This window comes from Haemophilus pittmaniae, from assembly GCF_900186995.1.
Taxonomy (GTDB): Bacteria; Pseudomonadota; Gammaproteobacteria; order Enterobacterales; family Pasteurellaceae; genus Haemophilus_D; species Haemophilus_D pittmaniae.
In genome coordinates this window covers 1,545,248-1,567,177 of the sequence record NZ_LT906463.1, presented here as the reverse complement: position 1 = coordinate 1,567,177, position 21,930 = coordinate 1,545,248, and the positions used below count along the sequence as shown (strand labels likewise).

Annotated in this window: 20 protein-coding genes and 1 pseudogene; 12 read left to right on the top strand and 9 right to left on the bottom strand. The window is 43.8% G+C overall.

Features of this window, described 5'->3' with window-relative positions; all coding sequences use genetic code 11:
- Positions 1-48: 48 nt before the first annotated feature.
- From cas1 to CKV74_RS07610, 4 genes and pseudogenes are all read left to right on the top strand, one after another.
- Positions 49-966, top strand: a complete 918-nt coding sequence (gene cas1 / locus CKV74_RS07625) for a type II CRISPR-associated endonuclease Cas1 (RefSeq protein WP_095176967.1) — start codon at positions 49-51, stop codon at positions 964-966.
- Positions 959-1,285 carry a CRISPR-associated endonuclease Cas2 gene (gene cas2 / locus CKV74_RS07620; protein ID WP_095176966.1) on the top strand — a complete coding sequence of 109 codons (327 nt, stop codon included), beginning with the start codon at positions 959-961 and terminating at the stop codon, positions 1,283-1,285. Before cas1 ends, cas2 begins: the two co-directional genes overlap by 8 nt.
- Before the next feature lie 99 nt (positions 1,286-1,384).
- Positions 1,385-2,341, top strand: a pseudogene (locus CKV74_RS07615) (phage minor head protein); the annotation flags it as partial.
- 134 nt (positions 2,342-2,475) lie between these two features.
- Positions 2,476-2,892, top strand: coding sequence for a phage virion morphogenesis protein (locus tag CKV74_RS07610; protein WP_007243429.1), 417 nt, complete (start codon positions 2,476-2,478; stop codon positions 2,890-2,892).
- A 337-nt stretch (positions 2,893-3,229) separates the two neighbouring features.
- On the opposite strand, the gene CKV74_RS07605 is transcribed toward CKV74_RS07610, so the two are convergent.
- The gene (locus tag CKV74_RS07605) at positions 3,230-3,502 is read right to left on the bottom strand and encodes a hypothetical protein (protein WP_007243440.1); all 273 of its coding nucleotides are present in this window, start codon (positions 3,500-3,502) and stop codon (positions 3,230-3,232) included.
- A 35-nt stretch (positions 3,503-3,537) separates the two neighbouring features.
- Positions 3,538-4,152, bottom strand: a complete 615-nt coding sequence (locus CKV74_RS07600) for a riboflavin synthase (RefSeq protein WP_007243396.1) — start codon at positions 4,150-4,152, stop codon at positions 3,538-3,540.
- 45 nt (positions 4,153-4,197) lie between these two features.
- Between CKV74_RS07600 and CKV74_RS07595 the strand changes: the two genes are divergently transcribed.
- Complete coding sequence (locus tag CKV74_RS07595; RefSeq protein ID WP_095176965.1) at positions 4,198-5,592, top strand: MATE family efflux transporter; 1,395 nt, start codon at positions 4,198-4,200, stop codon at positions 5,590-5,592.
- Positions 5,593-5,734: 142 nt separating this feature from the next.
- Here CKV74_RS07595 and CKV74_RS07590 read toward each other — a convergent pair whose 3' ends face one another.
- From CKV74_RS07590 to CKV74_RS07560, 7 genes are all read right to left on the bottom strand, one after another.
- Positions 5,735-6,907, bottom strand: coding sequence for a multidrug effflux MFS transporter (locus CKV74_RS07590; protein ID WP_007241432.1), 1,173 nt, complete (start codon positions 6,905-6,907; stop codon positions 5,735-5,737).
- A 202-nt stretch (positions 6,908-7,109) separates the two neighbouring features.
- Positions 7,110-8,447, bottom strand: a complete 1,338-nt coding sequence (locus tag CKV74_RS07585; RefSeq protein ID WP_007241433.1) for a replication-associated recombination protein A — start codon at positions 8,445-8,447, stop codon at positions 7,110-7,112.
- 54 nt (positions 8,448-8,501) lie between these two features.
- On the bottom strand, positions 8,502-9,128 hold the full coding sequence (gene lolA / locus CKV74_RS07580) for an outer membrane lipoprotein periplasmic chaperone LolA (RefSeq protein ID WP_007241484.1): 627 nt from the start codon (positions 9,126-9,128) through the stop codon (positions 8,502-8,504).
- A 15-nt stretch (positions 9,129-9,143) separates the two neighbouring features.
- Positions 9,144-11,957 (bottom strand): DNA translocase FtsK, encoded by a 2,814-nt coding sequence (locus tag CKV74_RS07575; RefSeq protein ID WP_095176964.1) that lies wholly within the window; start codon positions 11,955-11,957, stop codon positions 9,144-9,146.
- Between the two features lie 2 nt (positions 11,958-11,959).
- On the bottom strand, positions 11,960-12,436 hold the full coding sequence (gene lrp / locus CKV74_RS07570) for a leucine-responsive transcriptional regulator Lrp (protein WP_007241422.1): 477 nt from the start codon (positions 12,434-12,436) through the stop codon (positions 11,960-11,962).
- Between the two features lie 72 nt (positions 12,437-12,508).
- The gene (gene radA / locus CKV74_RS07565) at positions 12,509-13,888 is read right to left on the bottom strand and encodes a DNA repair protein RadA (protein WP_095176963.1); all 1,380 of its coding nucleotides are present in this window, start codon (positions 13,886-13,888) and stop codon (positions 12,509-12,511) included.
- A 146-nt stretch (positions 13,889-14,034) separates the two neighbouring features.
- Positions 14,035-15,093, bottom strand: coding sequence for a CYTH domain-containing protein (locus tag CKV74_RS07560; RefSeq protein WP_007241488.1), 1,059 nt, complete (start codon positions 15,091-15,093; stop codon positions 14,035-14,037).
- Between the two features lie 131 nt (positions 15,094-15,224).
- On the opposite strand from CKV74_RS07560, the gene CKV74_RS07555 reads away from it, so the two are divergent.
- The 7 genes from CKV74_RS07555 (at position 15,225) to CKV74_RS07525 (ending at position 21,782) form a co-directional block, all read left to right on the top strand.
- The gene (locus tag CKV74_RS07555; RefSeq protein ID WP_007241462.1) at positions 15,225-15,905 is read left to right on the top strand and encodes a TIGR00153 family protein; all 681 of its coding nucleotides are present in this window, start codon (positions 15,225-15,227) and stop codon (positions 15,903-15,905) included.
- A 22-nt stretch (positions 15,906-15,927) separates the two neighbouring features.
- Positions 15,928-17,190 (top strand): inorganic phosphate transporter, encoded by a 1,263-nt coding sequence (locus CKV74_RS07550; protein ID WP_095176962.1) that lies wholly within the window; start codon positions 15,928-15,930, stop codon positions 17,188-17,190.
- Between the two features lie 115 nt (positions 17,191-17,305).
- Positions 17,306-17,914 (top strand): TIGR04211 family SH3 domain-containing protein, encoded by a 609-nt coding sequence (locus tag CKV74_RS07545; protein ID WP_007241427.1) that lies wholly within the window; start codon positions 17,306-17,308, stop codon positions 17,912-17,914.
- Between the two features lie 56 nt (positions 17,915-17,970).
- Complete coding sequence (locus CKV74_RS07540) at positions 17,971-19,230, top strand: multifunctional CCA addition/repair protein (RefSeq protein WP_039847715.1); 1,260 nt, start codon at positions 17,971-17,973, stop codon at positions 19,228-19,230.
- A 52-nt stretch (positions 19,231-19,282) separates the two neighbouring features.
- Complete coding sequence (gene lolB, locus CKV74_RS07535; protein WP_007241479.1) at positions 19,283-19,903, top strand: lipoprotein insertase outer membrane protein LolB; 621 nt, start codon at positions 19,283-19,285, stop codon at positions 19,901-19,903.
- Complete coding sequence (ispE, locus tag CKV74_RS07530; protein ID WP_007241485.1) at positions 19,903-20,814, top strand: 4-(cytidine 5'-diphospho)-2-C-methyl-D-erythritol kinase; 912 nt, start codon at positions 19,903-19,905, stop codon at positions 20,812-20,814. The genes lolB and ispE overlap by 1 nt, the downstream gene beginning before the upstream one ends.
- A 20-nt stretch (positions 20,815-20,834) precedes the next feature.
- Positions 20,835-21,782 (top strand): ribose-phosphate pyrophosphokinase, encoded by a 948-nt coding sequence (locus CKV74_RS07525; RefSeq protein WP_095176961.1) that lies wholly within the window; start codon positions 20,835-20,837, stop codon positions 21,780-21,782.
- The last annotated feature ends 148 nt before the right edge of the window (positions 21,783-21,930 follow it).

Here is a 21,930-nt window from a genome sequence, read left to right as displayed (position 1 = left end):
CTCATACGTACTACGTATACGTATGGGGATTTTTTATAAGGATACATTATGACATGGAGAAGTCTTCTTATTAGTAAGGGAGGAAAACTCTCTTTGCATCAACAACAAATGTTGATTCAACAAGAAGGAAACGAATTTACCGTTCCTTTAGAAGATATTGCTATTGTTGTTGTGGAAAGCCGAGAAACAGTGATTACCCTTCCATTGCTCTCGGCATTCGGTTTATACGGGATTACTTTATTGAGTTGTGATGAACAATTTTTACCTTGTGGTCAATGGCTCCCTTTTAATCAATATTATCGACAATTAAAAACCCTTAAATTACAACTTGAAACGAGCTTGCCACTGAAAAAACAACTTTGGCAACGCATTGTGCAACAAAAAATTCGTAATCAAGCAAAAGTCTTATCACTCTGTCAGCATCAAGAAAAATCAGAGCGGTTACTACGGCTCGCTAATTTAGTGAAATCAGGCGATAAAGATAATATTGAGGCACAAAGTGCGGTCATTTATTTCTCTGGATTATTCGGCGCTCATTTCAGACGAAAAGAAGAAAACAATTCGATTAATATACATCTGAACTATGCTTATTCCGTTATGCGTTCAGCTGTGGCAAGAAGCCTTGTTCTTTATGGTTGGCTACCTCAATTAGGTTTATTTCATCATAGCGAACTCAATGCCTTTAATTTAGCGGATGATTTTATTGAACCGTTTCGCCCTCTTGTTGATTTGCTGGTATGGGACTTGCTCGAAAAAGGATTACTCTCCCAAAATCTCAGTCCTCTATCAAAACAGCAATTAATTAAAATCTTGCATCATCAACTATGCTTTAACCAAGAAAAAGTGAGTGTTTTAACTGCCATTGATAAAGCTATTTCCTCTTTACAAATTACACTTATTCAAAAAAATGCAGCATTATTGCAGTTACCTGAAATCGATATATTGCAGGAATATCAATATGAGTGAGGGGGTATTTATGCGTATGATCGTTTTATTTGATTTACCGGTTACTACTAAAGCAAAAATGCGGGCTGCAAACCAATTTCGTCAATTTTTACTTAAAGATGGTTATCAAATGTTGCAACTTTCTATTTACACTCGAATTATTAAAGGGCGAGATGCTTTAGAAAAACATCATAAAAGACTCGTTGCACACTTACCTGAAGAAGGCTCTATTCGATGCTTATCTATTACAGAAAAACAATTTGCGAGCATGGAAATTTTAGTGGGAGAGAAAAAACTGCAAGAAAAAAAGGTCAATTCAAATCAATTATTGCTTTTTTAGCCATTTTTTAGACAAAACAAAAGCCCCTAAACCTTGCGGCATGAGGCTTTTTGCTGTCCCTATTATAGCACTGCGAAATGAAAAAGGGAGCTACAACCCCCCCGCTGTTTAAATACGACTTACAGAGTAAATATGCTGACGGCTTATTCTGCGGCTCGCTATCAACGCATGCGGGATAATGTAGACAATCGCCCCTACTGGCAATATTCCGCCGTAGGCGACGAAAGAACCCGCCCGGCTCATTTAGCATTAAACGGCAAAATTTACCGTTATGATGATCCATTTTGGGCGACATTTTACCCACCAAATGGGTTTAATTGTCGCTGCTCAGTGATTGCACTTGCTGAACGTGATTTACAACGCCGTGGCATGGATAAACCGGACGACAGCTCAGAATTTTTAGTCGAAGTTGAACGCCCTGCCGATAAAGCCGGAAACCGTGAAAAAACGATTGGTTTTAAATTGCCCGATGGCACGGTACGAGTAACGGATAAAGGCTTTGATTATAATGTTGGACGATTGAACTATAAGCCGAATTTAGATCTTTACCCGGAAAAGCTGGCGCACCAGTTTGCCAAGGTGGAGATGCGCGGAAGCGAATTTGCTCATGATTTTAATTTGCTGGCGAAACAGGTGACAGAAATTAAGCAATCATCTAGCCATGAAGGGAAGAAACTCACTGCCGAGCAAATGTTGCAGGTACGTGATGGTTTAACCAAAAACTTTAAGTTTGCGGCAGGTGTCTTGAGTGTGCAAAGCAAAAACTTATTGCAAAGTAAAACCGGCACAGTGTGGCTATCTGACGATACCTTAATCAAACAGTTTAATAGTCGTGATGGGCAGGAGTTTGGAATCGATGATTATGCAAGTTTGCCGGATATTATCAACTCTCCGGATAAAATCGTAGAGGATAAGCTTGGGTATCAATTTTATAAGGATGTGAATGGTAAGAAATTACTTGCCGTATTGAAAGCTCTGAGCAAAGAATCGGAAATTTTTGTACAGTCGTTTAGATTAGTGAGCGATAAGCAATGGAGAAAGGCATTTAAAGAGTAAGCCACTAGGCGGGGCTCGAACCCACCGCACACAGTCCCGAGTCTATTTCACCTCTTCGCCCGCGATCATCGAGATTCATCGCTTTTCTAGTGGCAAGGTAAATGTACCTCCTTAATTTTAAAAAATCAACGCTTATGATAGAAATTGAAATTAATAATGCGCAACAAATTGCCACAATATTAGAACGGTTAGCGGCAGCCGCACGAGACCGTACGCCACTCATGCGTAGCATTGCCGGCACAATGGAATCAGCGGTGTTGCAAAACTTTGACGCGGGCGGGCGTCCGAAGTGGTTAGGGCTGAAATATCGTCAAGGCACGCCGCTTGTTGATACAGAAAATCTAATGAATAGTATCACCAGCTATTATGATAATAACATCGCCATAGTCGGAACAAATGAGCCTTACGCGGCAATCCATCAATTTGGTGGTAAAGCCGGACGTGGGCGAAAAGTCGATATTCCCGCCCGTCCGTTCTTGGTTTTAACCCCGCAGGACGAGGACGATATTTTAGAGGATGTGCAAGCCTATTTTCGGAGTGTAATTAAATAAAACATAAAACCGCCCTAAATCGCGCGTATTTGCGTTTTTATGATTATAGGGGCGATTTATCGAATGATTTTTTTTAAACGATTTGAAAATGGTTCAAGGTAAAACTCGGTATCCAATTTCATTGCCTTTATCTGTGCTCGATGTTAAGCGCTTGTTGAAAATTTTTTTGCAAGAGTGTAATGAAGAACTCTCTGATAACGACCTATCTCTGAGTGGATTGTAGCACTACGAAATAAAATATAGCGCTATTACTGCTTTTACTAAGAATAACCAATAAAAAATCACATTAAAAAATACTTCTATTTAATGTGATTTTTTAAGTTACTTCTACTCCAATTTATAAATACTTTTCAGCTTCGCTGCCAATTTCATTGATGAGTAAATTTTTGGCAATTTCCTCTGATGGTATATTGTTCAACGCACCGTAAATGATATAGTTCATTTCATCTGCTGTGCTTTTTTCAGTTTCGAGATCAACTGCAACAAGGTTTGTTCTTGTAATCCAAACAATTCTTTCTTTTTCATCCTCGGTTAATTTATTTTCTTCCGTGGTATCTTGCATCAAGTTAAAAAATGGACTGCTGGGATTTAAGTCATAATAGCGTTTCATACATTTGAACCTTAGCTGATTAAATTCTGGTGATACTATAATCCTCTTCCCTGCAAATATCGCTCTACAGTATCCACGATCGCTTGGGTTTGTGGATCTATTTCGATATTCACTAAATCCCCTATTTGGCGTTTTCCGATAAGGGTTCGGTGCAAGGTTTCAGGAATTAAATTCACGCAAAATTCATCTTCTTTAACTTCACCAATGGTCAGGCTAATACCATCAATGGCGATAAAGCCTTTGGTAAGGATATATTTCATCACATCTTTATTCGGCAATTTAAACCAAACCTGACGATTATTTTCAGTTTCAATAATATGTGAAACACTCGCGGTGCAATAAACATGGCCGGAGAGAATATGCCCACCAATTTCATCGCCCATCTGCATCGCGCGTTCGATATTCACAAAATCCCCCACCTCTAAACTGCCGAGATTAGTGATGCGTAAAGTTTCCTGCATAATGTCGAAACTCACCAAATCTCCGTCAATTTGTGTCACCGTCAAACACACCCCGTTATTGGCAATGGATGCTCCGACTTGCAATCCTTGACGCATTGCCGGTGGTAATTTTATGGTCTGTGTTCTAAAATGATCTGATTTTTTAATGGCCTGAATTTGGGCAACGCCCTGTACGATTCCGGTAAACATTCTTTATTCCTTACGTCAAAAAAACGGACACAGTATAGCAAACTTATGCAAGTTAGTCTTTTCTCCCGCGATGGCGCGGATCTTCGTAAGCTAATAAAAATCGCTACACCGATTTTATTGGCTCAAATCGCACAAAACTCAATGGGCTTGGTGGATACCATCATGGCCGGTCGGGTGAGTGCTACCGATATGGCCGCAATTGCGGTCGGCGCATCAATCTGGTTACCATTAGTGCTTTTCGGCCACGGTATTTTATTGGCGCTTCCCCCAACCGTAGCCTATTTAAACGGCTCCGGCCAGCGTCACAAGATCGCCCACCAAGTCCGTCAAGGTCTGTGGCTTGCCATGCTTTGCTGCATTCCTATCGGTCTGTTGATCTATTTTAGTGACGGCGTTTTAGGTTATATGCAGATGGATGCCAAAATGGCGAGCATTACCACCGATTATCTGCATGCCATGTTATGGGGCTTGCCGGGGTACCTGCTGCTGATTAACTTTCGTTGCTTAAATGACGGCATTGCCAAAACTAAACCGGCCATGGTAATTACTTTCTGTGGTTTATTGGTCAATATTCCGCTTAACTATGTACTGATCTACGGCAAACTTGGACTACCTGCTTTTGGCGCGGTCGGTTGTGGTATCGCAACAGCAATTGTGAACTGGTTGATGGCATTGATGATGCTACTTTATTCCTATAAAAATCACAGCGAACGTTCCTTAAAAGTATTCTCCCCGCTCTTTGAAGCGCCCGATCGTGCTACGATTAGCAAATTATTCAAACTGGGCTTCCCTATTGGCGTGGCATTAAGTAGCGAAGTGGCCTTATTTGCCCTCAGTTCCCTATTGCTTTCACCGTTAGGTGCTGAGGTAGTTGCCAGCCACCAAATCGCATTAAACGTGTCCTCGATTATGTTTATGTTCCCGATGTCTATTGGTATGGCCTGTACCATTTTGGTGAGCCAAGCATTAGGCGCCAAAGAAATACAACATGCCAAAGAAATCAGCTACGGCGGATTATTTATAGGGCTATTGATTGCAGCCGTTATGGCGGCAATTTTAATATTGTGGGGCGATTTCATCGCGAGTATTTTCGTCAAAGAACCGCAAGTTATTGCGTTAGCATCCGGGCTCTTAATCATTACTGCGCTTTACCAGTTTTCCGATTCAACCCAAGTGGTAGTTTGCGGCATCTTGCGTGGCTATAAAGATACCAAAACCATTTTATGGATCACCCTCTTCTCCTACTGGGGGCTTGGTATGCCTATCGGTTACTGCTTGTCCCGTACCGATTGGCTAATGCCATCAATCGGTGCAAAAGGTTTCTGGGTGGCCTTTATTATCGCACTGAGCGTAGCCGCAGGATTGCTATTCTGGCGGATGTGGAAATTACAAAGCCAATCCGATGAAGCTGCCATTGCCCGTTTAGAAAAACTGAAATAAATCAATGCATTAGCTGATTTTTAAAGTATTTCTAATAAAATCAATGGGTTAACACCTATTTTTAGAAAAACTTTTATTTTCGAGGGGGCGTTTCCCCAATAAAAAAGCCGCAATTCAATGCGGCTTTTATTTTGGCTCAAGATTAACCTTCAATCGCGCGACGAATTCGCATATACAGGCCTAATCCCAGCACGCCACAGAAGAAAATCACTAGCGCTGTGGCATAGAAAATATTACCGATACCCACCAATGGCGAAACAATCCCGCCGAAGAAAAACGGTGCAAAGCCGAGCATCGCAGAAGCACTACCGGCATTTTGTCGCTCACTTTCCATAGCCAAAGAAGAAATGGCCGGGAAAGTAAAGCCCATCATCATTAACATAATGAAAAGACCAATTTCCACGAAAATCCAATGCGGTTGTATGACCAACATGGCAATCGTATAAATTGCCGCTACGCTAAAGCCAACCATACCAAGCACCATCGCGCGGCGATTAGTCAATTTAGCGCCTCTTGTCGAACCAATTACTAAAGCCGCACCATTTAACCCAAAACATAACCCGAATGCCACCGCATTGAGGCCATAAAAGGTTTGAAAAATAAACGGCGATGCTGCGATATAGGCGAACATAGCACCTAATAACAGGGTTTGAATACCCACAAAGCTCATAAACAAACGGTTTTTTAACAGGCTACCAAAGGTCGCAAAACTCGCGAAGATCGAGCCCGGTTGGCGATTTTCCGGAAGAAGGCTTTCACGCAGACGGAAACAAAATAGCAACACCACGATACCCAAAAGTGCTAAGAAGACAAATACGCCTTTCCAATTAATGTATTCAATCAATATGCTCCCCAAAATTGGCGAGATAATTGGCGCTAAGCCATTGATCGTCATCAGTAGACCGAAAAAACGGGTCATTTCACGGCCGCGATATAAATCGGTGGCTACCGCACGGGAAATGACTAAGCTACCGGCAGAAGAAAGACCTTGCAGTGTGCGTAACACAATCATGCTTTCGATATTCGGAGAAAATACGATTAATACGGTACTCACCACATAAATCAGCAATGAAATAATCAGCGGCTTTTTTCGCCCGTATTTATCGCTTAATGGGCCGATAAACAATTGCCCAACTCCAAGTCCAATCATCGCCGTGGTCAGCGTCAGTTGGGTCATGGAGGCGTGAGTATTGAAGTAATCTGCTAATTGCGGTAATGAGGGCAAATACAAATCCACTACAAAAGGCCCGAAAGCCGACAATACACCGAGTAATAACACAAGAAATAATTTGGAATTTGCTTTTTTGCCCTTCATTAAACATCCTCTAAAAAAATGAGCGGCTAATAATAGCCGCAAAATGAATAGGAAATCTAACTCTAACATCGCATGACAATTTGCCATACCGGCCAGGCACAATACCCTATTTTTGATTTTAAAACCAACTCTAATAAAATCAATGAGTTAGCATTGATTTTAAGAAAAACGCCCATTTTTAAGGGGGCGTTTGCCTCAAAGCCTAATAACGCTTCTTGGTCGCCGCTTCATCCATTTGGCGTAAGCGCGCTAATTTTTCCTTAATTTGGATTTCCATTCCGCGCTCATTAGGGAAATAAAACTGCGTGTGCGCCAATTGCGGCGGAAAATAATTTTCGCCTGCGGCATAAGCATTCGGCTCATCATGAGCATAACGATATTCCGCACCATAGCCCAACTCTTTCATTAAATTCGTTGGTGCATTACGTAAATGCGGTGGCACATCAAAATCAGCCGATTCCCTAGCCAATCTTTTAGCTGCATTGAACGCGTTATACACGGCATTACTTTTCGGGGCGACCGCCAAATAAATAATCGCTTGTGCAATCGCCCGCTCGCCCTCATAAGCCCCAACTCGAGTAAAACAATCCCAGGCACTGATCGCAACCTGCATAGCGCGCGGATCCGCATTGCCAATGTCCTCCGAAGCAATAGCCAATAAACGCCGTGCTACATACAGCGGATCTCCACCGGCAGTAATAATCCGCGCATACCAATACAAGGCTGCATCCGGCGCGGATCCTCGCACAGATTTATGTAGTGCAGAAATCAAATCGTAAAATCGATCACCTTGTTTATCAAAACGTGCCTGCCGCTCGCCAAGAACCTCAGTTAATAATTCTGGAGTAAGATGCTTGCCGTCAGCCTGTTGCTCGGCCATATCACACATTAATTCCAAACAATTCAAGGCTAAACGGGCATCTCCATTCACATAATCGGCGAGTAGCGTCAACACCTCCCTTTGGAGAATTAATGGTTCGTTGCCTAAGCCCCGTTCCTTATCATGCAATGCACGTTGTAATACCTCGCGAATTTCCGCTGCAGTAAGGGATTTCAACACATACACACGTGCCCGTGACAATAGCGCATTATTTAATTCAAAGGACGGATTTTCGGTCGTCGCACCAATAAAGATAACGGTACCGTCTTCAATATGCGGTAAAAATGCATCTTGCTGGCTTTTATTAAAACGGTGCACTTCATCCACAAATAAAATGGTTTGTCGACCGGCCAAGCGATTTTGCTTGGCGCGCTCAATTGCATCTCGAATTTCCTTAATCCCGCCGGTAACCGCTGAAATCCGCTCCACATCGGCATTAATACGATGGGCAATGATTTCTGCTAAGGTCGTTTTGCCGGTTCCCGGAGGCCCCCACAAAATCATGGAATGAACATGGCCCGCTTCAATTGCCCGACGTAAGGGTTTACCCGGCGCCAATAAATGGCTTTGACCGAAATAATTGCTGAGATCGTTCGGTCGCATGCGGGCGGCTAGAGGTTGAAATTCGTTATCGCTGAAATCAAAACCAAGATTTGTCATTGTTCTGCCATATAAAAGAAAAATGGCACAGCCAGTCTGTGCCAATACAAGAAGTTATTTTTTGCCTTTACGCTGGTCATCCAATTCAACCCCCTTAGGTACGGCAAATTGGAATAGGTTGTCCGGTAAAGCCTGGTTGGTGATATTACGCAACACATACAGATTGGTTTGACCATCTTTTTCTGTGGTGCTGAAGTTTTTCAACACCCCGTTGGCATCCACCCGAATATCAAATTGTTTGATACTGCTGTTTTTAGCTTTAGGTTTAAGGGTAAAAGAATCGGCCTGTTGGCTAACATCGTATTGTGCCCAATGGCTTTTATCATCACTGGTTAACAATACAAAAGGCGTATTGTTTACCGCATCCTTCACCCATTGCGCAGTAACCTGTTGAACAAAGGGATCGTAATACCATAAGGTTTTACCATCGGAAATAATTTGGGTTTCCTGCGGGGATTTGGTATCCATACGGAATAAATTTGGGCGTTTAATTTGTAACTTACCACTGCCTTGCTGCACGTTTTTTCCACCGGCGGCTGTCACTGTTTGGCTAAAATCCGCGCTTAAGACATTTACCTGACTCAGACGACTTTGTAATTCGCCCATCGGATCGGCTAAAGCAACCTGTGTCGCCGCCAAAGTCAATAAAGCAAGCGAGGATTTTTTGAGTGTTTTAAACATAGCTTTTCCTTCTATTTAAAAATCGGGACGACGCGCTAAAATTTCGCGTTTACCGTTGCGCATCGGGCTAACAATACCCTGTTCTTCCAATTGATCCATAATGCGCGCAGCACGGTTAAAACCGATACTAAATTTACGTTGCACATAGGATGTGGAGGTATTACCCGATTCCAAGACAAAATTCATCACTTCATCAAATAATTTATCCAATTCACCATCGGAGGCCGGTTTATCTGAGGCATCTTCGTCCTCATTACCTTCTAAAATGCCCTCAATGTAATTCGGTTTGCCACGAGCCCGCCAATCATCGGCAACACGGCCAACCTCTTGGTCACTCATAAAGGCACCATGAACCCGCACTAAATCGGAAGATCCTTGGCCGGAATATAGCATATCTCCGCGCCCCAATAGGGTTTCTGCTCCGCCCTGATCCAAAATGGTACGGGAGTCAATTTTACTTGCCACTGTAAAGGCGATTCGGCTTGGAATATTGGCTTTAATCAAACCGGTTATCACATCCACGGATGGGCGTTGGGTGGCCAAAATTAAATGAATACCAATTGCCCGCGCTTTTTGCGCAAGACGTGCAATCAATTCTTCAATTTGCTTACCCGCCACCATCATCAAGTCGGCGAATTCATCCACAACCACCACAATATAGCTTAGTTTTTCTAGAGCCGGTGGGGCGTTATCCATGGTATCACCCGGTTTCCATAACGGATTCGGGATCGGCATACCCATGGCTTCGTATTCATCGATTTTCTCGTTATAGCCTTCAATATTACGCACCATTAATGCCGACAATAATTGGTAACGACGCTCCATTTCATCTACGCACCAACGCAAAGCATTGGCGGCTTTTTTCATGTCGGTCACCACTGGCGTTAACAAGTGTGGAATATCCTTGTAGATTGAAAGCTCCACCACTTTCGGGTCAATCATAATAAATTTAACTTCATCGGGGCTTACACGGAACAACAGACTTAAAATCATAGTATTCACGCCCACGGATTTACCCGAACCTGTAGAACCGGCAACCAGTAAATGTGGCATTTTAGCCAAATCAACCACTACCGGTTTACCGCTGATATCTTTACCTAATGCCATAGATAACAAGGCTTTTGAAGAACGGAATTCATCACTATCCAACACATCACGCAATGGTACAGTTTGGCGTTGAGCATTTGGAGTTTCAATACCGATATACGGTTTACCAGGAATCACTTCTGCCACCCGAATAGCACGGAACATCAAGGCGCGCGCCAAGTCAGTATCAATGCTAGTCACCTTGGATGCTTTCACACCAGGTTGTAGTTCCAACTCATAACGGGTAACAACCGGACCGACCAAAACATCTTTGACCGTGGCTTTGACATTAAAGTTACGCAATTGTTGCTCAATGCGATGGGAGGTTTCGACAATCTCCTCCTGAGTAATATTTTGAGCCTGCGCTGGGCAATGTTCCAACAAATCTAAGGAAGGTAACGGCGTTGTCGGTTTTTCACGTTTTTTATTTGGTTGTTGAAATGCCGGGTGAATAAGTGAATCACCATAAGGTTTATAATTTGGCGCAGCTTTACTTTGTGCGCTCGTATGTGGTTCATCATTCGCTAAAATCACTTTTAACGCATCTTCAGCATGTGCTTCCTTCGCTCGCTCTGCCAATTCTGCCATTTGAGCTTCTTGATGAGCGGCGAATTGGCGAGCCAATTCTTCATTCATCGCATCAATTTCCGCCTCGGTATCCGCAGCCTGTGGTTCAAAGGACGGAGTCGCAGCAATATTGGAAAGCGAACTTTCTTGGTTTTGTGGACGTAACGAAACCGTTGGAATAGCCGGCTCTTTACTCACTATAAAATCGTCCTCATCCGAATATTTTTCATCGGTATGCTGCATCGGTGCCTGCCATAAGGCGGTAAAATTATCTGGCCCACTCACATTCGCACTTTGCTCAGCGGAGATTGAAACATTCGGTAAATTTTCGGTATCAATAGTGAAGCCACTAAATTGTTCGTCATTCACTCCCGATGCGACCGGCTCGCTACCACTTAAACCACTAATATTAATAAGAGATTGTGGAGAGGGTTCAGTAATAACATTGTCGGAAAGATTATTTTCAATCCCATCAGAGGCGTCATTTTCCGTCATATCACTCAATACATTTTCTGTATCTGATGCTTGCTCCTCAGGTTTATCAATAACAATCGCTTCTAACTCATCCACATTGGTAGTTTGTGACAGGGCTTCTTCATTTTTTTCATTTTGCATGGTTAACCAATGATAGAAACGAATAATCAAACGGATCAAGGAAGCACCGGAACAAAAAATAAATCCCACCACAGAAAAAACAATGGCCGCTAAGATACAACCGAATTTACCCAAGGTCGGATAAAGGTTAACCACCAAGCTACCGCCCAACACTCCACCGGCTAAATAATAATTAGTACCGCTGAAAAATAAGGTGGAAAGCATGGTTAAACCAATTAACAACACCACCAAACCAAAAGTTCGTAGTGCAATGCGGGTTGCAGAAAGTTGACGTACTGCTTTAGTTTTCAATAGATAAGCCGGCACCAAAAAGACCATAAATGGGATTAAATTTCCGACGTAACCAAGAAATACAAAAAAGGTATCAACAATCCAGGCGCCTAATGCACCGGCTTTATTGATGGTTTCGCTTTGATAACTGGCTGTTGCCCAAGAGTTATCCAGTGGCGTATAGCTTGACCAGGCAATAATCAGATAAAGGCCGAATATAGCGGTCACGCCTAAAATCAATTCGGCCAGATACTGTTTTGGGGTAAAGCGTTCTGTAATACGTTTAATCATTTTTATTTTAAGACTAGATAATTGGTTTGTTTGACTTCTTCCATCACTACGTAAGTACGAGTGTCATTCACACCGGGAAGACGCAATAGCGTAGTACCAAGCAATTTACGATAAGCGGCCATATCGGCTACGCGGGTTTTTAACAAATAGTCAAAATCGCCTGAAACCAAATGACATTCCTGAATTTCATCCAAGGCCTGGATTGCTGCATTAAATTCTTCAAAGACATCGGGTTTTCCGCGAACTAAGGTGATCTCCACAATCACCAACAATGGTGCGTCCAATAACTCAGGATTTAACAATGCCCGATACCCTAGGATAACCCCTTGTTTTTCTAAACGTTTTACCCGTTCTAAGCAAGGCGTTGGGGAAAGCCCGACCTTTTTGGACAAATCAATATTGGAAATCTTTCCGTTACGTTGTAATTCATTCAGAATCTTAATATCAATGGCATCCAGTGCTTTTTGTCTCTTTTCCATAGTCTCCCCTTTTTCGCAAAGCGCGTATTCTAACGAATTTCGCCATAAGTTTCACGGCCAACAAACGCCGATTTAAAAATTATCCACAATCGCCAGTGCATCGGCCAATTTTTTTACCGTAAACACTTGCATATTTTCCACTGCGTGTTTCGGTTTATTGGCAAAGGGCACAATTGCCCGTTTAAAACCATGTTTGGCCGCTTCGCTAATGCGTTCTTGACCACTTGGTACTGGGCGGATTTCCCCAGCCAAGCCAACCTCACCAAACACCACCAAATCCGCCGGCAACGGTCGATTACGGAAACTAGAAATCAATGCCAGCAATAACGCTAAATCAGCTCCGGTTTCTCCGACTTTAACGCCACCAACCACATTCACAAACACATCTTGGTCAGCCATTTGCAACCCTCCGTGTCGATGTAGTACCGCCAGCAATAATGCTAAACGATTCTGTTCTAAGCCCACCGCCACCCGACGCGGGTTCGCCAACATTGAATGATCCACTAGTGCCTGAATTTCTACCAACAGCGGCCGTGTACCTTCCCACAGTACCATTACCGAACTGCCAGCGGTTTGCTCATCCCCTCGGCTTAAAAATATCGCTGAAGGATTTTTCACTTCGCGCAAACCCTGTTCAGTCATCCCAAATACGCCCAGTTCATTCACCGCACCAAAACGGTTTTTGTGACTACGTAACGTACGAAAGCGGGAGTCCGATTCACCTTCCAATAATAAGGAACAGTCAATCGCATGCTCTAACACTTTCGGACCGGCTAAGGTGCCATCTTTGGTTACATGCCCCACCATAATAATCGCCACCTGACGGGTTTTCGCATAGCGGGTTAAAAAGGAGGCGCATTCACGCACCTGAGCGACACTCCCCGGCGATGATTGAATATCAGCCAAATGCATCACTTGGATAGAATCCACCACAATAATTTGCGGTTTCAATTGGTCGGCTAAATTACAGATTTGTTCCACCGAGGTTTCCGACAACATATTTAATTTATCGGTCGGTAGCCCTAGCCGATTGGCGCGCATCGCCACTTGTTGCAAAGATTCTTCCCCAGTGACATAAAGTGCCGTCATATCCTTAGCTAAACCACACATCACTTGCAACAATAGGGTACTCTTACCGGCGCCCGGATGCCCACCAATTAAAATAGCACTCCCCGGTACAATCCCCCCGCCCAATACGCGATCCAATTCCTTAAATCCACTAGTAAAACGCGGAGTTTGTTGCAAACTAATTTCTGACAAGGTTTGAATTTTAGCCCGAGTTTCTCCGGCATAACCGCTAAAACGATCATTTTTTGTCGTGGCGACTGCAGAAACCAAACGTACTTCGCTAATCGTATTCCAGGCTTTACAGGCACTACATTGACCTTGCCAACGGGAAAATTCAGCTCCGCAATCGTTGCATACGTAAGCTGTTTTGGGGGCTTTTGCCATCATTTATCCTTTTAATTTTTGCTTTTTAAAACAACCCTAATAAAATCAATGACTTAGAAGCCATTTTAAGAAAAACGCTGAAAATCTAAGGGGCGTTTCACAGGTTGCGACAGAATAACTACCATCCATGCAAGGTTGGTTCGCGCTTAAGCATTAAGTTTCATGAAATTGATCATCCGTTCAAAATAAGCCCGCCCTTTCAGCAAAGCCGATAGTTTTTCAATCGTCGCCAAATTGTCTTTCGTTTCGCTATGAAAACGGATTAATTCTTTAATTTCATTTAATAGATATTGATTACTTTGGACTAATTCAGCCAGTAAATCTGGTGCGAATTGACAACCTTGGGCAATTTTCTCCGCGAGTGCACTTTCCAACAATTTAGCGTTTTCATCGTAATAATGGTAAAGGTTGAAAAAAGCCCCAACCCGCTCTACGGTTTTCATAAAATCTACACTAAAGGTACTAATTGGAAAAGACAGAGTTTCTTCAATCAATTGCTGTTCCATTTTGAACAAATTGACGCATTGTGCTGCGGCATTATCCGTTGTATCCATTTGACGTGCCTGTTGCAAAAAATCCCGCCATTTATTTAACCAATCGGTCATCAGACGTTTGCTGCCAAGTTGATAACCGCGTTTGGCCTTGCTTTCACCGCTAAAATATATATTTTCGTTAAAAGGTAGCCCCGTCACAAAATCTAAAAGCGTTGATATATCACCTTTCTTTAGCTCAAACTCGATCTCACAAATCGGCATTGTCTGTTGCTGTGCTACAATTTCACCACGATCAAATGCCACTTCAATTTGAGTCCCCTGGAAATCAATCAACCACCAGCTACGTGTAAAGTCAGTGGTAAAAATAGCCTGAAGGGCGACAGTCGGCAGCTCGCTAAACGGATAAAGTTCTCTAAGCTGCTCTGGTGTTGGCGGTAAATCCTGCGCTAAAGGCAAATTATATTCAGGGCGGCTATGTAGTCCACCAACCACCCGTCCATCGGTTTTTAAGGTTAGGGTTGTCTGTCCATCTTGACGGCGTACCCGCAATCCCATTTTTTGTTGGGCTAAAAAACGATCGGGAAAATCATAGTAGGTATTGCCCAAGGCAACAGTGTCATTTTCTAAGATATTGAATTGATTAAGATATTCTGAAAGGATGGGAAAAGCGTCAGGGCTGACGGCCAATTTTAATTCGACTTCGTTACTCATGTTGGCTCCTGTGATTTTAGCTGATTAAATATACAGTTAAAAAATCGACGGTCAAGATCTTTTTCGTGTATTTACACGGGAAATCAGGTAAGATGCAACCGTTTTTTTAACCCTCAGGAGTCCATCTCATTATGGCGATAAACAGCATACTCGGGTTATTTGCCCAATCTCCGCTCAAACCGTTGCAAAAACACTCCTCCAAAGTGACAGAATGCTGCGATTTACTTATTCCTTTCTTCCAGGCAACCTTTGACAAAAACTGGGATAAATCGGAAAACGTCCGTTTGGAAATCTCCCAACGGGAACGGGAAGCGGACAGTCTTAAACGGGAAATCCGCCTCAAACTGCCACGCGGCTTGTTTTTGCCGATCGATCGTAGAGATTTATTGGAATTGGTCACTCAACAAGACAAATTAGCCAACTATGCCAAAGATATCGCCGGCCGCATGGTTGGTCGTCAATTCGGCATTCCGCAGGAAATGCAGGAAAGCTTCTTAAGCTACATGCAACGTAGCCTTGACTCCGTGCACCAAGCCCATCGGGTAATTAAGGAATTAGAAGAATTATTAGAAACCGGTTTCAAGGGACGGGAACTGAAGATCGTCAACAATATGATCCAGGAGTTGGATTCCATTGAAGACGATACCGATCAAATGCAAATTCAATTACGTAAAACCCTATTAGGGATTGAACAACACTACAATCCAATTGATGTGATGTTCCTTTACAAAATTTTAGAATGGGTCGGTGTATTAGCCGATCAAGCGCAACGTGTCGGCTCCCGCATTGAAATCATGCTGGCGCGCTCTTAACTTCACTCACTAGGATATTTCTATGGAAGTTATTAATGAATACGGCAGCTGGCTGGTTTTCATCACGGCGGCATTCGGTTTTTTTATGGCATTTGGTATCGGTGCCAATGATGTTTCCAACTCAATGGGGACCTCCGTCGGTTCCGGTACTGTTACCGCTAAACAAGCTATTTTTATTGCATTAGTCTTTGAATCGGCTGGGGCTTATTTAGCCGGCGGCGAAGTGACCGAGACCATCAAAAGCGGGGTGATCGATCCCATGCATTTTGTGGCAATGCCCGATGTATTAGCCTTAGGCATGCTTTCTGCGCTATTTGCCTCTGGTGCTTGGCTATTTATCGCCACCAAAATGGGGTGGCCGGTTTCCGGTACCCATACCATTATCGGCGCGCTGATTGGTTTTGCCTGTATCACCATCGGCCCGGGCTCGGTGGACTGGGGGACTATCGGTTCTATCGTCGGTAGCTGGTTTATTACACCAGTTATTGCCGGAATTTTGGCCTATGTAATCTTTGCCAGCACGCAAAAATTAATTTTCGATACGGATAATCCGTTACAAAACGCACAAAAATACGGCCCTTACTATATGGGGATCACCGCCCTGATTCTGAGTGTGGTCACCATTACTAAAGGTTTAGTGCATGTCGGATTACATCTTTCTAATGGCGAGACCATCATGATCTCTTCATTGATTAGCGTTGTCGGCATCATTTTCTGCCACTTCTATTTCCGCAGTGAGAAATTCACCCAAAAAGCCCACAGCGGTACCTTTGGTGCGGTGGAAAAAGTATTTAGTATCTTAATGCTAATGACAGCCTGTGCAATGGCATTCGCCCACGGCTCTAATGATGTGGCAAATGCTATTGGTCCGCTTTCCGCAGTGGTTTCAATTGTGCAAAATAACGGTGATTTAACCGCTAAAAGTACCCTTGTGTGGTGGATTCTGCCGCTAGGTGCCGCCGGTATTGCCGTGGGGCTTATCGCAATGGGACAAAAAGTGATGGCGACCGTAGGTTCCGGGATCACCGATTTAACGCCAAGTCGTGGTTTTGCCGCACAATTTGCTACCGCAATGACCGTGGTTGTGGCGTCCGGTACCGGTTTACCGATTTCTACCACCCAAACCTTGGTTGGCGCAATTTTAGGGATTGGTTTTGCCCGTGGTATCGCGGCTTTAAACCTTACCGTTATCCGCAACATTATTAGTTCGTGGATCGTTACCCTGCCGGCCGGAGCATTTTTTGCCATTGTAATTTTCTACGTCTTACGCGCTATCTTTAATTAGCCGAAAACGCGGTGCCGTTTTTTAACGTTTTGCTAAAATTTAATGCTAACTCATTGATTTTAAAAGAGTTGGTTTAAAAAACAAAGTCACCGCCTTTCCACTATAAGGAATGCTAATGAAAACCTTCAATAAATTGCTTTTTTCTTCGCTACTGCTGGGAGCTTCCGCTACTGTTGCTGCAGAAACCCAATACGTTACCGATAACCTTAATACCTACTTGCGTAAGGGAGCCGGCGACCAATTTAAAATTGCCGGTGCAATCTCCGCCGGTGAAGCAGTACAAGTGCTGGAAAGTCAAGGCCGCTACAGCTTAATTCGCGACAGCAAAAACCGCGAAGCCTGGATTCTCAATAGCGAACTTTCCAGTACTCCAAGTGCTAAAGAAGAAAATCCGAAACTGAAAGCACAGATTCAAGAGCTGACGGGGAAATTAAGTCGCTTGGACAACGATTGGCAGCAACGTACCAATGAAATGCAACGCCGCACTAAACAGGCTGAAAGTCAAAGTGGCGATTTATTGGAACAGAATGCTCAATTAAAACGGGAATTGGACATCACCAAAAATAAAAACCGTGATTTGGAAGCAATGCTGGATGCGGGCAAACGGGAAATTGCGATCCAATGGTTTATTTATGGTGGTTCGGTGCTTGGCGTTGGCCTACTAATCGGCCTGATCTTGCCACATATTTTACCAAGACGTCGACGTCGCGACGGTTGGTCTTAGTTTCTCTGGCGGGCTCCGGCCCGCTTTTTTTATCTAAATCGAATAAACTGTAAATGATGCAAATTTATCTTGTCGGCGGTGCCGTACGCGATCAATTGCTTGGTCTACCAATCAAGGATCGTGATTATGTGGTAGTTGGTGCTACACCGGAAATCCTTTTAGCACAAGGCTATCAACAGGTAGGCAAAGATTTTCCGGTATTTCTTAATCCACAAACCAAAGCGGAATACGCGCTGGCCCGCACAGAACGAAAATCCGGTCAGGGATATCATGGCTTTATTTGTGATTTTTCGGCAGATATCAGTCTCGAACAGGATTTGTTACGCCGTGACTTAACCATCAATGCAATTGCCCAAGATGAAGCGGGAAATCTACATGATCCATACCATGGCGTAAGTGATCTGCATAATCGCATACTACGCCATGTCTCACCGGCCTTTGCCGAAGATCCATTGCGCGTATTGCGAGTGGCTCGCTTTGCCGCACGTTTTCATCACCTCGGTTTTCAGATAGCTCCGGAAACCTTACAGCTCATGGCATCTCTTTGCCAACAAGGAGAACTACTCCACTTAACAGCAGAACGGGTTTGGTTGGAAACGGAAAAAGCCTTAAGCGAACCCAATCCGGAAGTCTATTTTGAAACCTTAAAAAATGTTGGTGCCCTCGCCCAATTGTTTCCCGAATTACATGCCTTAAGTGGAGTCCCAAATCCACCACAACATCATCCGGAAATCGACAGTTTTTTGCATACCATGTTGGTACTAAAACAAGCTGTTCGTCTCACCCAACAAGAACCACAACGTGCGATTGCAGTCCGTTTCGGTGCGCTCTGCCATGATTTAGGCAAAGGGCTAACCGACCCGCAACTTTGGCCTCGCCATCATGGCCATGAAAAAACAGGGGTGGCACAAACCCGATTATTATGTAAACGACTAAAAGCGCCCCATGCTATTCAGGAATTGGCCGAATTAACTGCTGAATACCATACGCATATTCATAAAGCCTTTGAGTTGCGTGCGGAAACCATTGTGAAATTATTTAATCGTTTCGATGTGTGGCGTAAAGCCTCACGTTTTGAAGATTTTCTATTGATCTGCTTAGCCGATAGTCGAGGACGACTAGGTTTTGAAGACAAAGATTATCCACAAATAGCCTATATCCATACCCTTTACCAAGCGGCACTTGCGGTAGATGTGCAACAAGTGATTCGGGACGGATTTGAAAAGCAGGCCATTCGTGATGAATTAACTCGTCGTCGCATAGTCGCCGTAGCAGCAGCGAAAAAGGCTTTTTCATTGCCATCACTTTCCCTTTGACATCAGTATTCAAATCCTTAGAATAGACGCGTTTTTTGACTCCGGACGGATTATGCAATTCACCAAATCTTTTCTTCTTGCCGGTCTTAGCGCCATGATCTTGGCCGGCTGTACCTTGGATGCGGAACGCCCAAGCGGTGTACAATACATCGATAAAAACGATGCGGCCTGGCTTAACCACCTGCAAACTATCCAGCAAATCAAAAGCTATCATGCGCAAGGACAAATCGGTTATATCAGTCCGCAAGAGCGTTTTTCCAGCCGTTTTGATTGGCAATACACAGGCCCACAGTCCTACAGCCTAAAACTCTATTCCCTGATCAGCAAACAAACCCTGTTGATCGAAATGCAACCAAGCGGAATGACCATCTCCGATAATCAAGGTAATCGTCAATCAGCTCGCAATGCGAAAGCCCTGTTACAGGAAATTATCGGTATGGATGTTCCTTTGGAGCATTTTGCCTATTGGCTAAAAGGTCAACCGGCAAGCAATGCCGACTATCAGGTGGGAACCAATCATCTATTGGCAGAATTTAGCTATCCTGTGAATGGTTCGTTATGGACGGCTGATTACTTAAGTTATCAAACCAATCAAATGCCGGAAAATATTTTGCTAAAAAATAAAAGTACCGCGCAAACGCTAAAAATTCGTGTTGACGACTGGCAATTCTGATGAATACGCAAGCAAATTCTCTTACCCCTGCACATTGGCCGTCACGCTTTCCTAGCCCAGCCAAGCTAAATCTATTTTTATATATCAATGGTCGCCTACCTAATGGCTACCACGAGTTACAAACCCTTTTCCAATTTATCAATATCTGCGACTGGCTGACCATCACTCCGCGCGCTGATAATGAAATCCACATCACACCAGAAATTGCCGATTTACCCGTCGAGCAAAATCTAATTTATCGCGCCGCCAAGCTCTTACAGCAACATTGTCAATACCCATTAGGTGCTGATATTCAGCTTGAGAAGAATTTGCCAATGGGTGGCGGTATCGGTGGGGGTTCCAGTAATGCGGCGACAGCCTTATTAGTATTAAACGAACTATGGCAATGTGGCTTGACCTTAGAGCAATTGAGCGCTCTCGGTCTACAACTAGGCGCAGACGTACCAATTTTTATCCATGGCCATGCGGCCTTTGCTGAAGGGGTGGGCGAAAAATTGCAACATTGCAATCCACCTGAAAAATATTATCTACTACTCAAGCCTGATGCCTTTGTGTCCACACCGGCGGTATTCAAGCATCCAGAACTACCACGTACAACACCCAAAAGAGCGCTTGAAGAACTATTACAAACAAATTTCGCAAACGATTGCGAAAAAGTGGTCTGTCTCACCTATCCGGCCGTTGAAAAAGCCCTACAGTGGTTGCTACAATACGCGCCGGCGAGATTGACAGGGACAGGCGCTTGCGTGTTTGCCGAATTTGCCGATGAATCCTCGGCACAAGCTGTATTTCGACAAAAACCCGCCGATTGGCAGGGCTTTGTCGCTCGCGGAATGAATGTTTCACCGTTGCATAGCCTACTTGCACGCTATCGCGCTGAAACCGCTCCCAATAAACCGATTTTTTCTTAACCTAAACCTGAGGTCACAACATGCCTGATATTAAACTCTTCGCCGGTAATGCTACACCGGAACTTGCCAAAAAAATCTCCGAACGCCTTTATATATCCCTGGGCGATGCTACTGTAGGACGTTTTAGCGACGGCGAGATTCAAGTGCAAATTAATGAAAACGTGCGTGGTGCCGATGTGTTTATTATTCAATCCACCTGCGCACCGACCAACGACAACTTGATGGAATTAATTGTGATGGTCGATGCCCTACGCCGCGCCTCCGCCGGTCGTATCACCGCGGTAATTCCTTACTTCGGTTACGCCCGCCAAGATCGTCGCGTACGTTCCGCGCGTGTACCAATCACGGCTAAAGTGGTTGCCGATTTATTATCCACTGTAGGTATCGACCGTGTATTAACCTGCGACCTACATGCAGAACAAATCCAAGGTTTCTTTGATGTACCCGTTGATAATGCATTTGGTTCACCGGTATTAATCGACGATATCTTGAAAAAAACCGACTTAGTTAATCCAATTGTAGTTTCTCCAGATATCGGCGGTGTGGTACGTGCCCGTGCAGTTGCTAAATTGTTAAATGATACCGATATGGCGATCATCGACAAACGTCGTCCGCGTGCTAACGTCGCACAAGTAATGCATATTATCGGTGATGTGGCTGATCGCGACTGTATCCTCGTTGACGATATGATCGACACCGGTGGTACTCTTTGCAAAGCAGCGGAAGCCTTAAAAGAACGCGGTGCGCGTCGTGTATTTGCCTATGCTACCCACCCGGTATTCTCAGGTAAAGCGGCCGAAAATCTAGCTAGCGATGCCCTTGACGAAATCGTGGTCACTGACACTATCCCACTTTCTCCGCAAATTGCGGCACTTGGCAAAGTACGTGTGCTCACCCTTTCTTCCATGTTGGCTGAAGCGATTCGCCGTATCAGCAACGAAGAATCCATTTCTGCGATGTTTAATTAATTCGTAAAGAATAATAAAAAACCGCCTGTAATATATCAGGCGGTTTTTTTTATATCGGGAAAATGTCACATTTATTAACAACTTTTAAATCAACCATAATAAAATCAATGAGTTATATTCGTTTTTAGCAAAAACTTCTGATTCTAGG

Coding starts and splice junctions, on each gene's coding strand:
- CKV74_RS07610 (WP_007243429.1), top strand. CDS start 2,476: ATGATAGAAATTGAAATTAATAATGCGCAACAAATTGCCACAATATTA.
- CKV74_RS07545 (WP_007241427.1), top strand. CDS start 17,306: ATGAAAACCTTCAATAAATTGCTTTTTTCTTCGCTACTGCTGGGAGCT.
- CKV74_RS07590 (WP_007241432.1), bottom strand. CDS start 6,907: ATGAAGGGCAAAAAAGCAAATTCCAAATTATTTCTTGTGTTATTACTC.
- cas1 (WP_095176967.1), top strand. CDS start 49: ATGACATGGAGAAGTCTTCTTATTAGTAAGGGAGGAAAACTCTCTTTG.
- CKV74_RS07560 (WP_007241488.1), bottom strand. CDS start 15,093: ATGAGTAACGAAGTCGAATTAAAATTGGCCGTCAGCCCTGACGCTTTT.
- CKV74_RS07575 (WP_095176964.1), bottom strand. CDS start 11,957: ATGATTAAACGTATTACAGAACGCTTTACCCCAAAACAGTATCTGGCC.
- lolB (WP_007241479.1), top strand. CDS start 19,283: ATGCAATTCACCAAATCTTTTCTTCTTGCCGGTCTTAGCGCCATGATC.
- CKV74_RS07525 (WP_095176961.1), top strand. CDS start 20,835: ATGCCTGATATTAAACTCTTCGCCGGTAATGCTACACCGGAACTTGCC.
- lrp (WP_007241422.1), bottom strand. CDS start 12,436: ATGGAAAAGAGACAAAAAGCACTGGATGCCATTGATATTAAGATTCTG.
- lolA (WP_007241484.1), bottom strand. CDS start 9,128: ATGTTTAAAACACTCAAAAAATCCTCGCTTGCTTTATTGACTTTGGCG.
- CKV74_RS07600 (WP_007243396.1), bottom strand. CDS start 4,152: ATGTTTACCGGAATCGTACAGGGCGTTGCCCAAATTCAGGCCATTAAA.
- CKV74_RS07540 (WP_039847715.1), top strand. CDS start 17,971: ATGCAAATTTATCTTGTCGGCGGTGCCGTACGCGATCAATTGCTTGGT.
- CKV74_RS07585 (WP_007241433.1), bottom strand. CDS start 8,447: ATGACAAATCTTGGTTTTGATTTCAGCGATAACGAATTTCAACCTCTA.
- ispE (WP_007241485.1), top strand. CDS start 19,903: ATGAATACGCAAGCAAATTCTCTTACCCCTGCACATTGGCCGTCACGC.
- CKV74_RS07555 (WP_007241462.1), top strand. CDS start 15,225: ATGGCGATAAACAGCATACTCGGGTTATTTGCCCAATCTCCGCTCAAA.
- cas2 (WP_095176966.1), top strand. CDS start 959: ATGAGTGAGGGGGTATTTATGCGTATGATCGTTTTATTTGATTTACCG.
- radA (WP_095176963.1), bottom strand. CDS start 13,888: ATGGCAAAAGCCCCCAAAACAGCTTACGTATGCAACGATTGCGGAGCT.
- CKV74_RS07605 (WP_007243440.1), bottom strand. CDS start 3,502: ATGAAACGCTATTATGACTTAAATCCCAGCAGTCCATTTTTTAACTTG.
- CKV74_RS07550 (WP_095176962.1), top strand. CDS start 15,928: ATGGAAGTTATTAATGAATACGGCAGCTGGCTGGTTTTCATCACGGCG.
- CKV74_RS07595 (WP_095176965.1), top strand. CDS start 4,198: ATGCAAGTTAGTCTTTTCTCCCGCGATGGCGCGGATCTTCGTAAGCTA.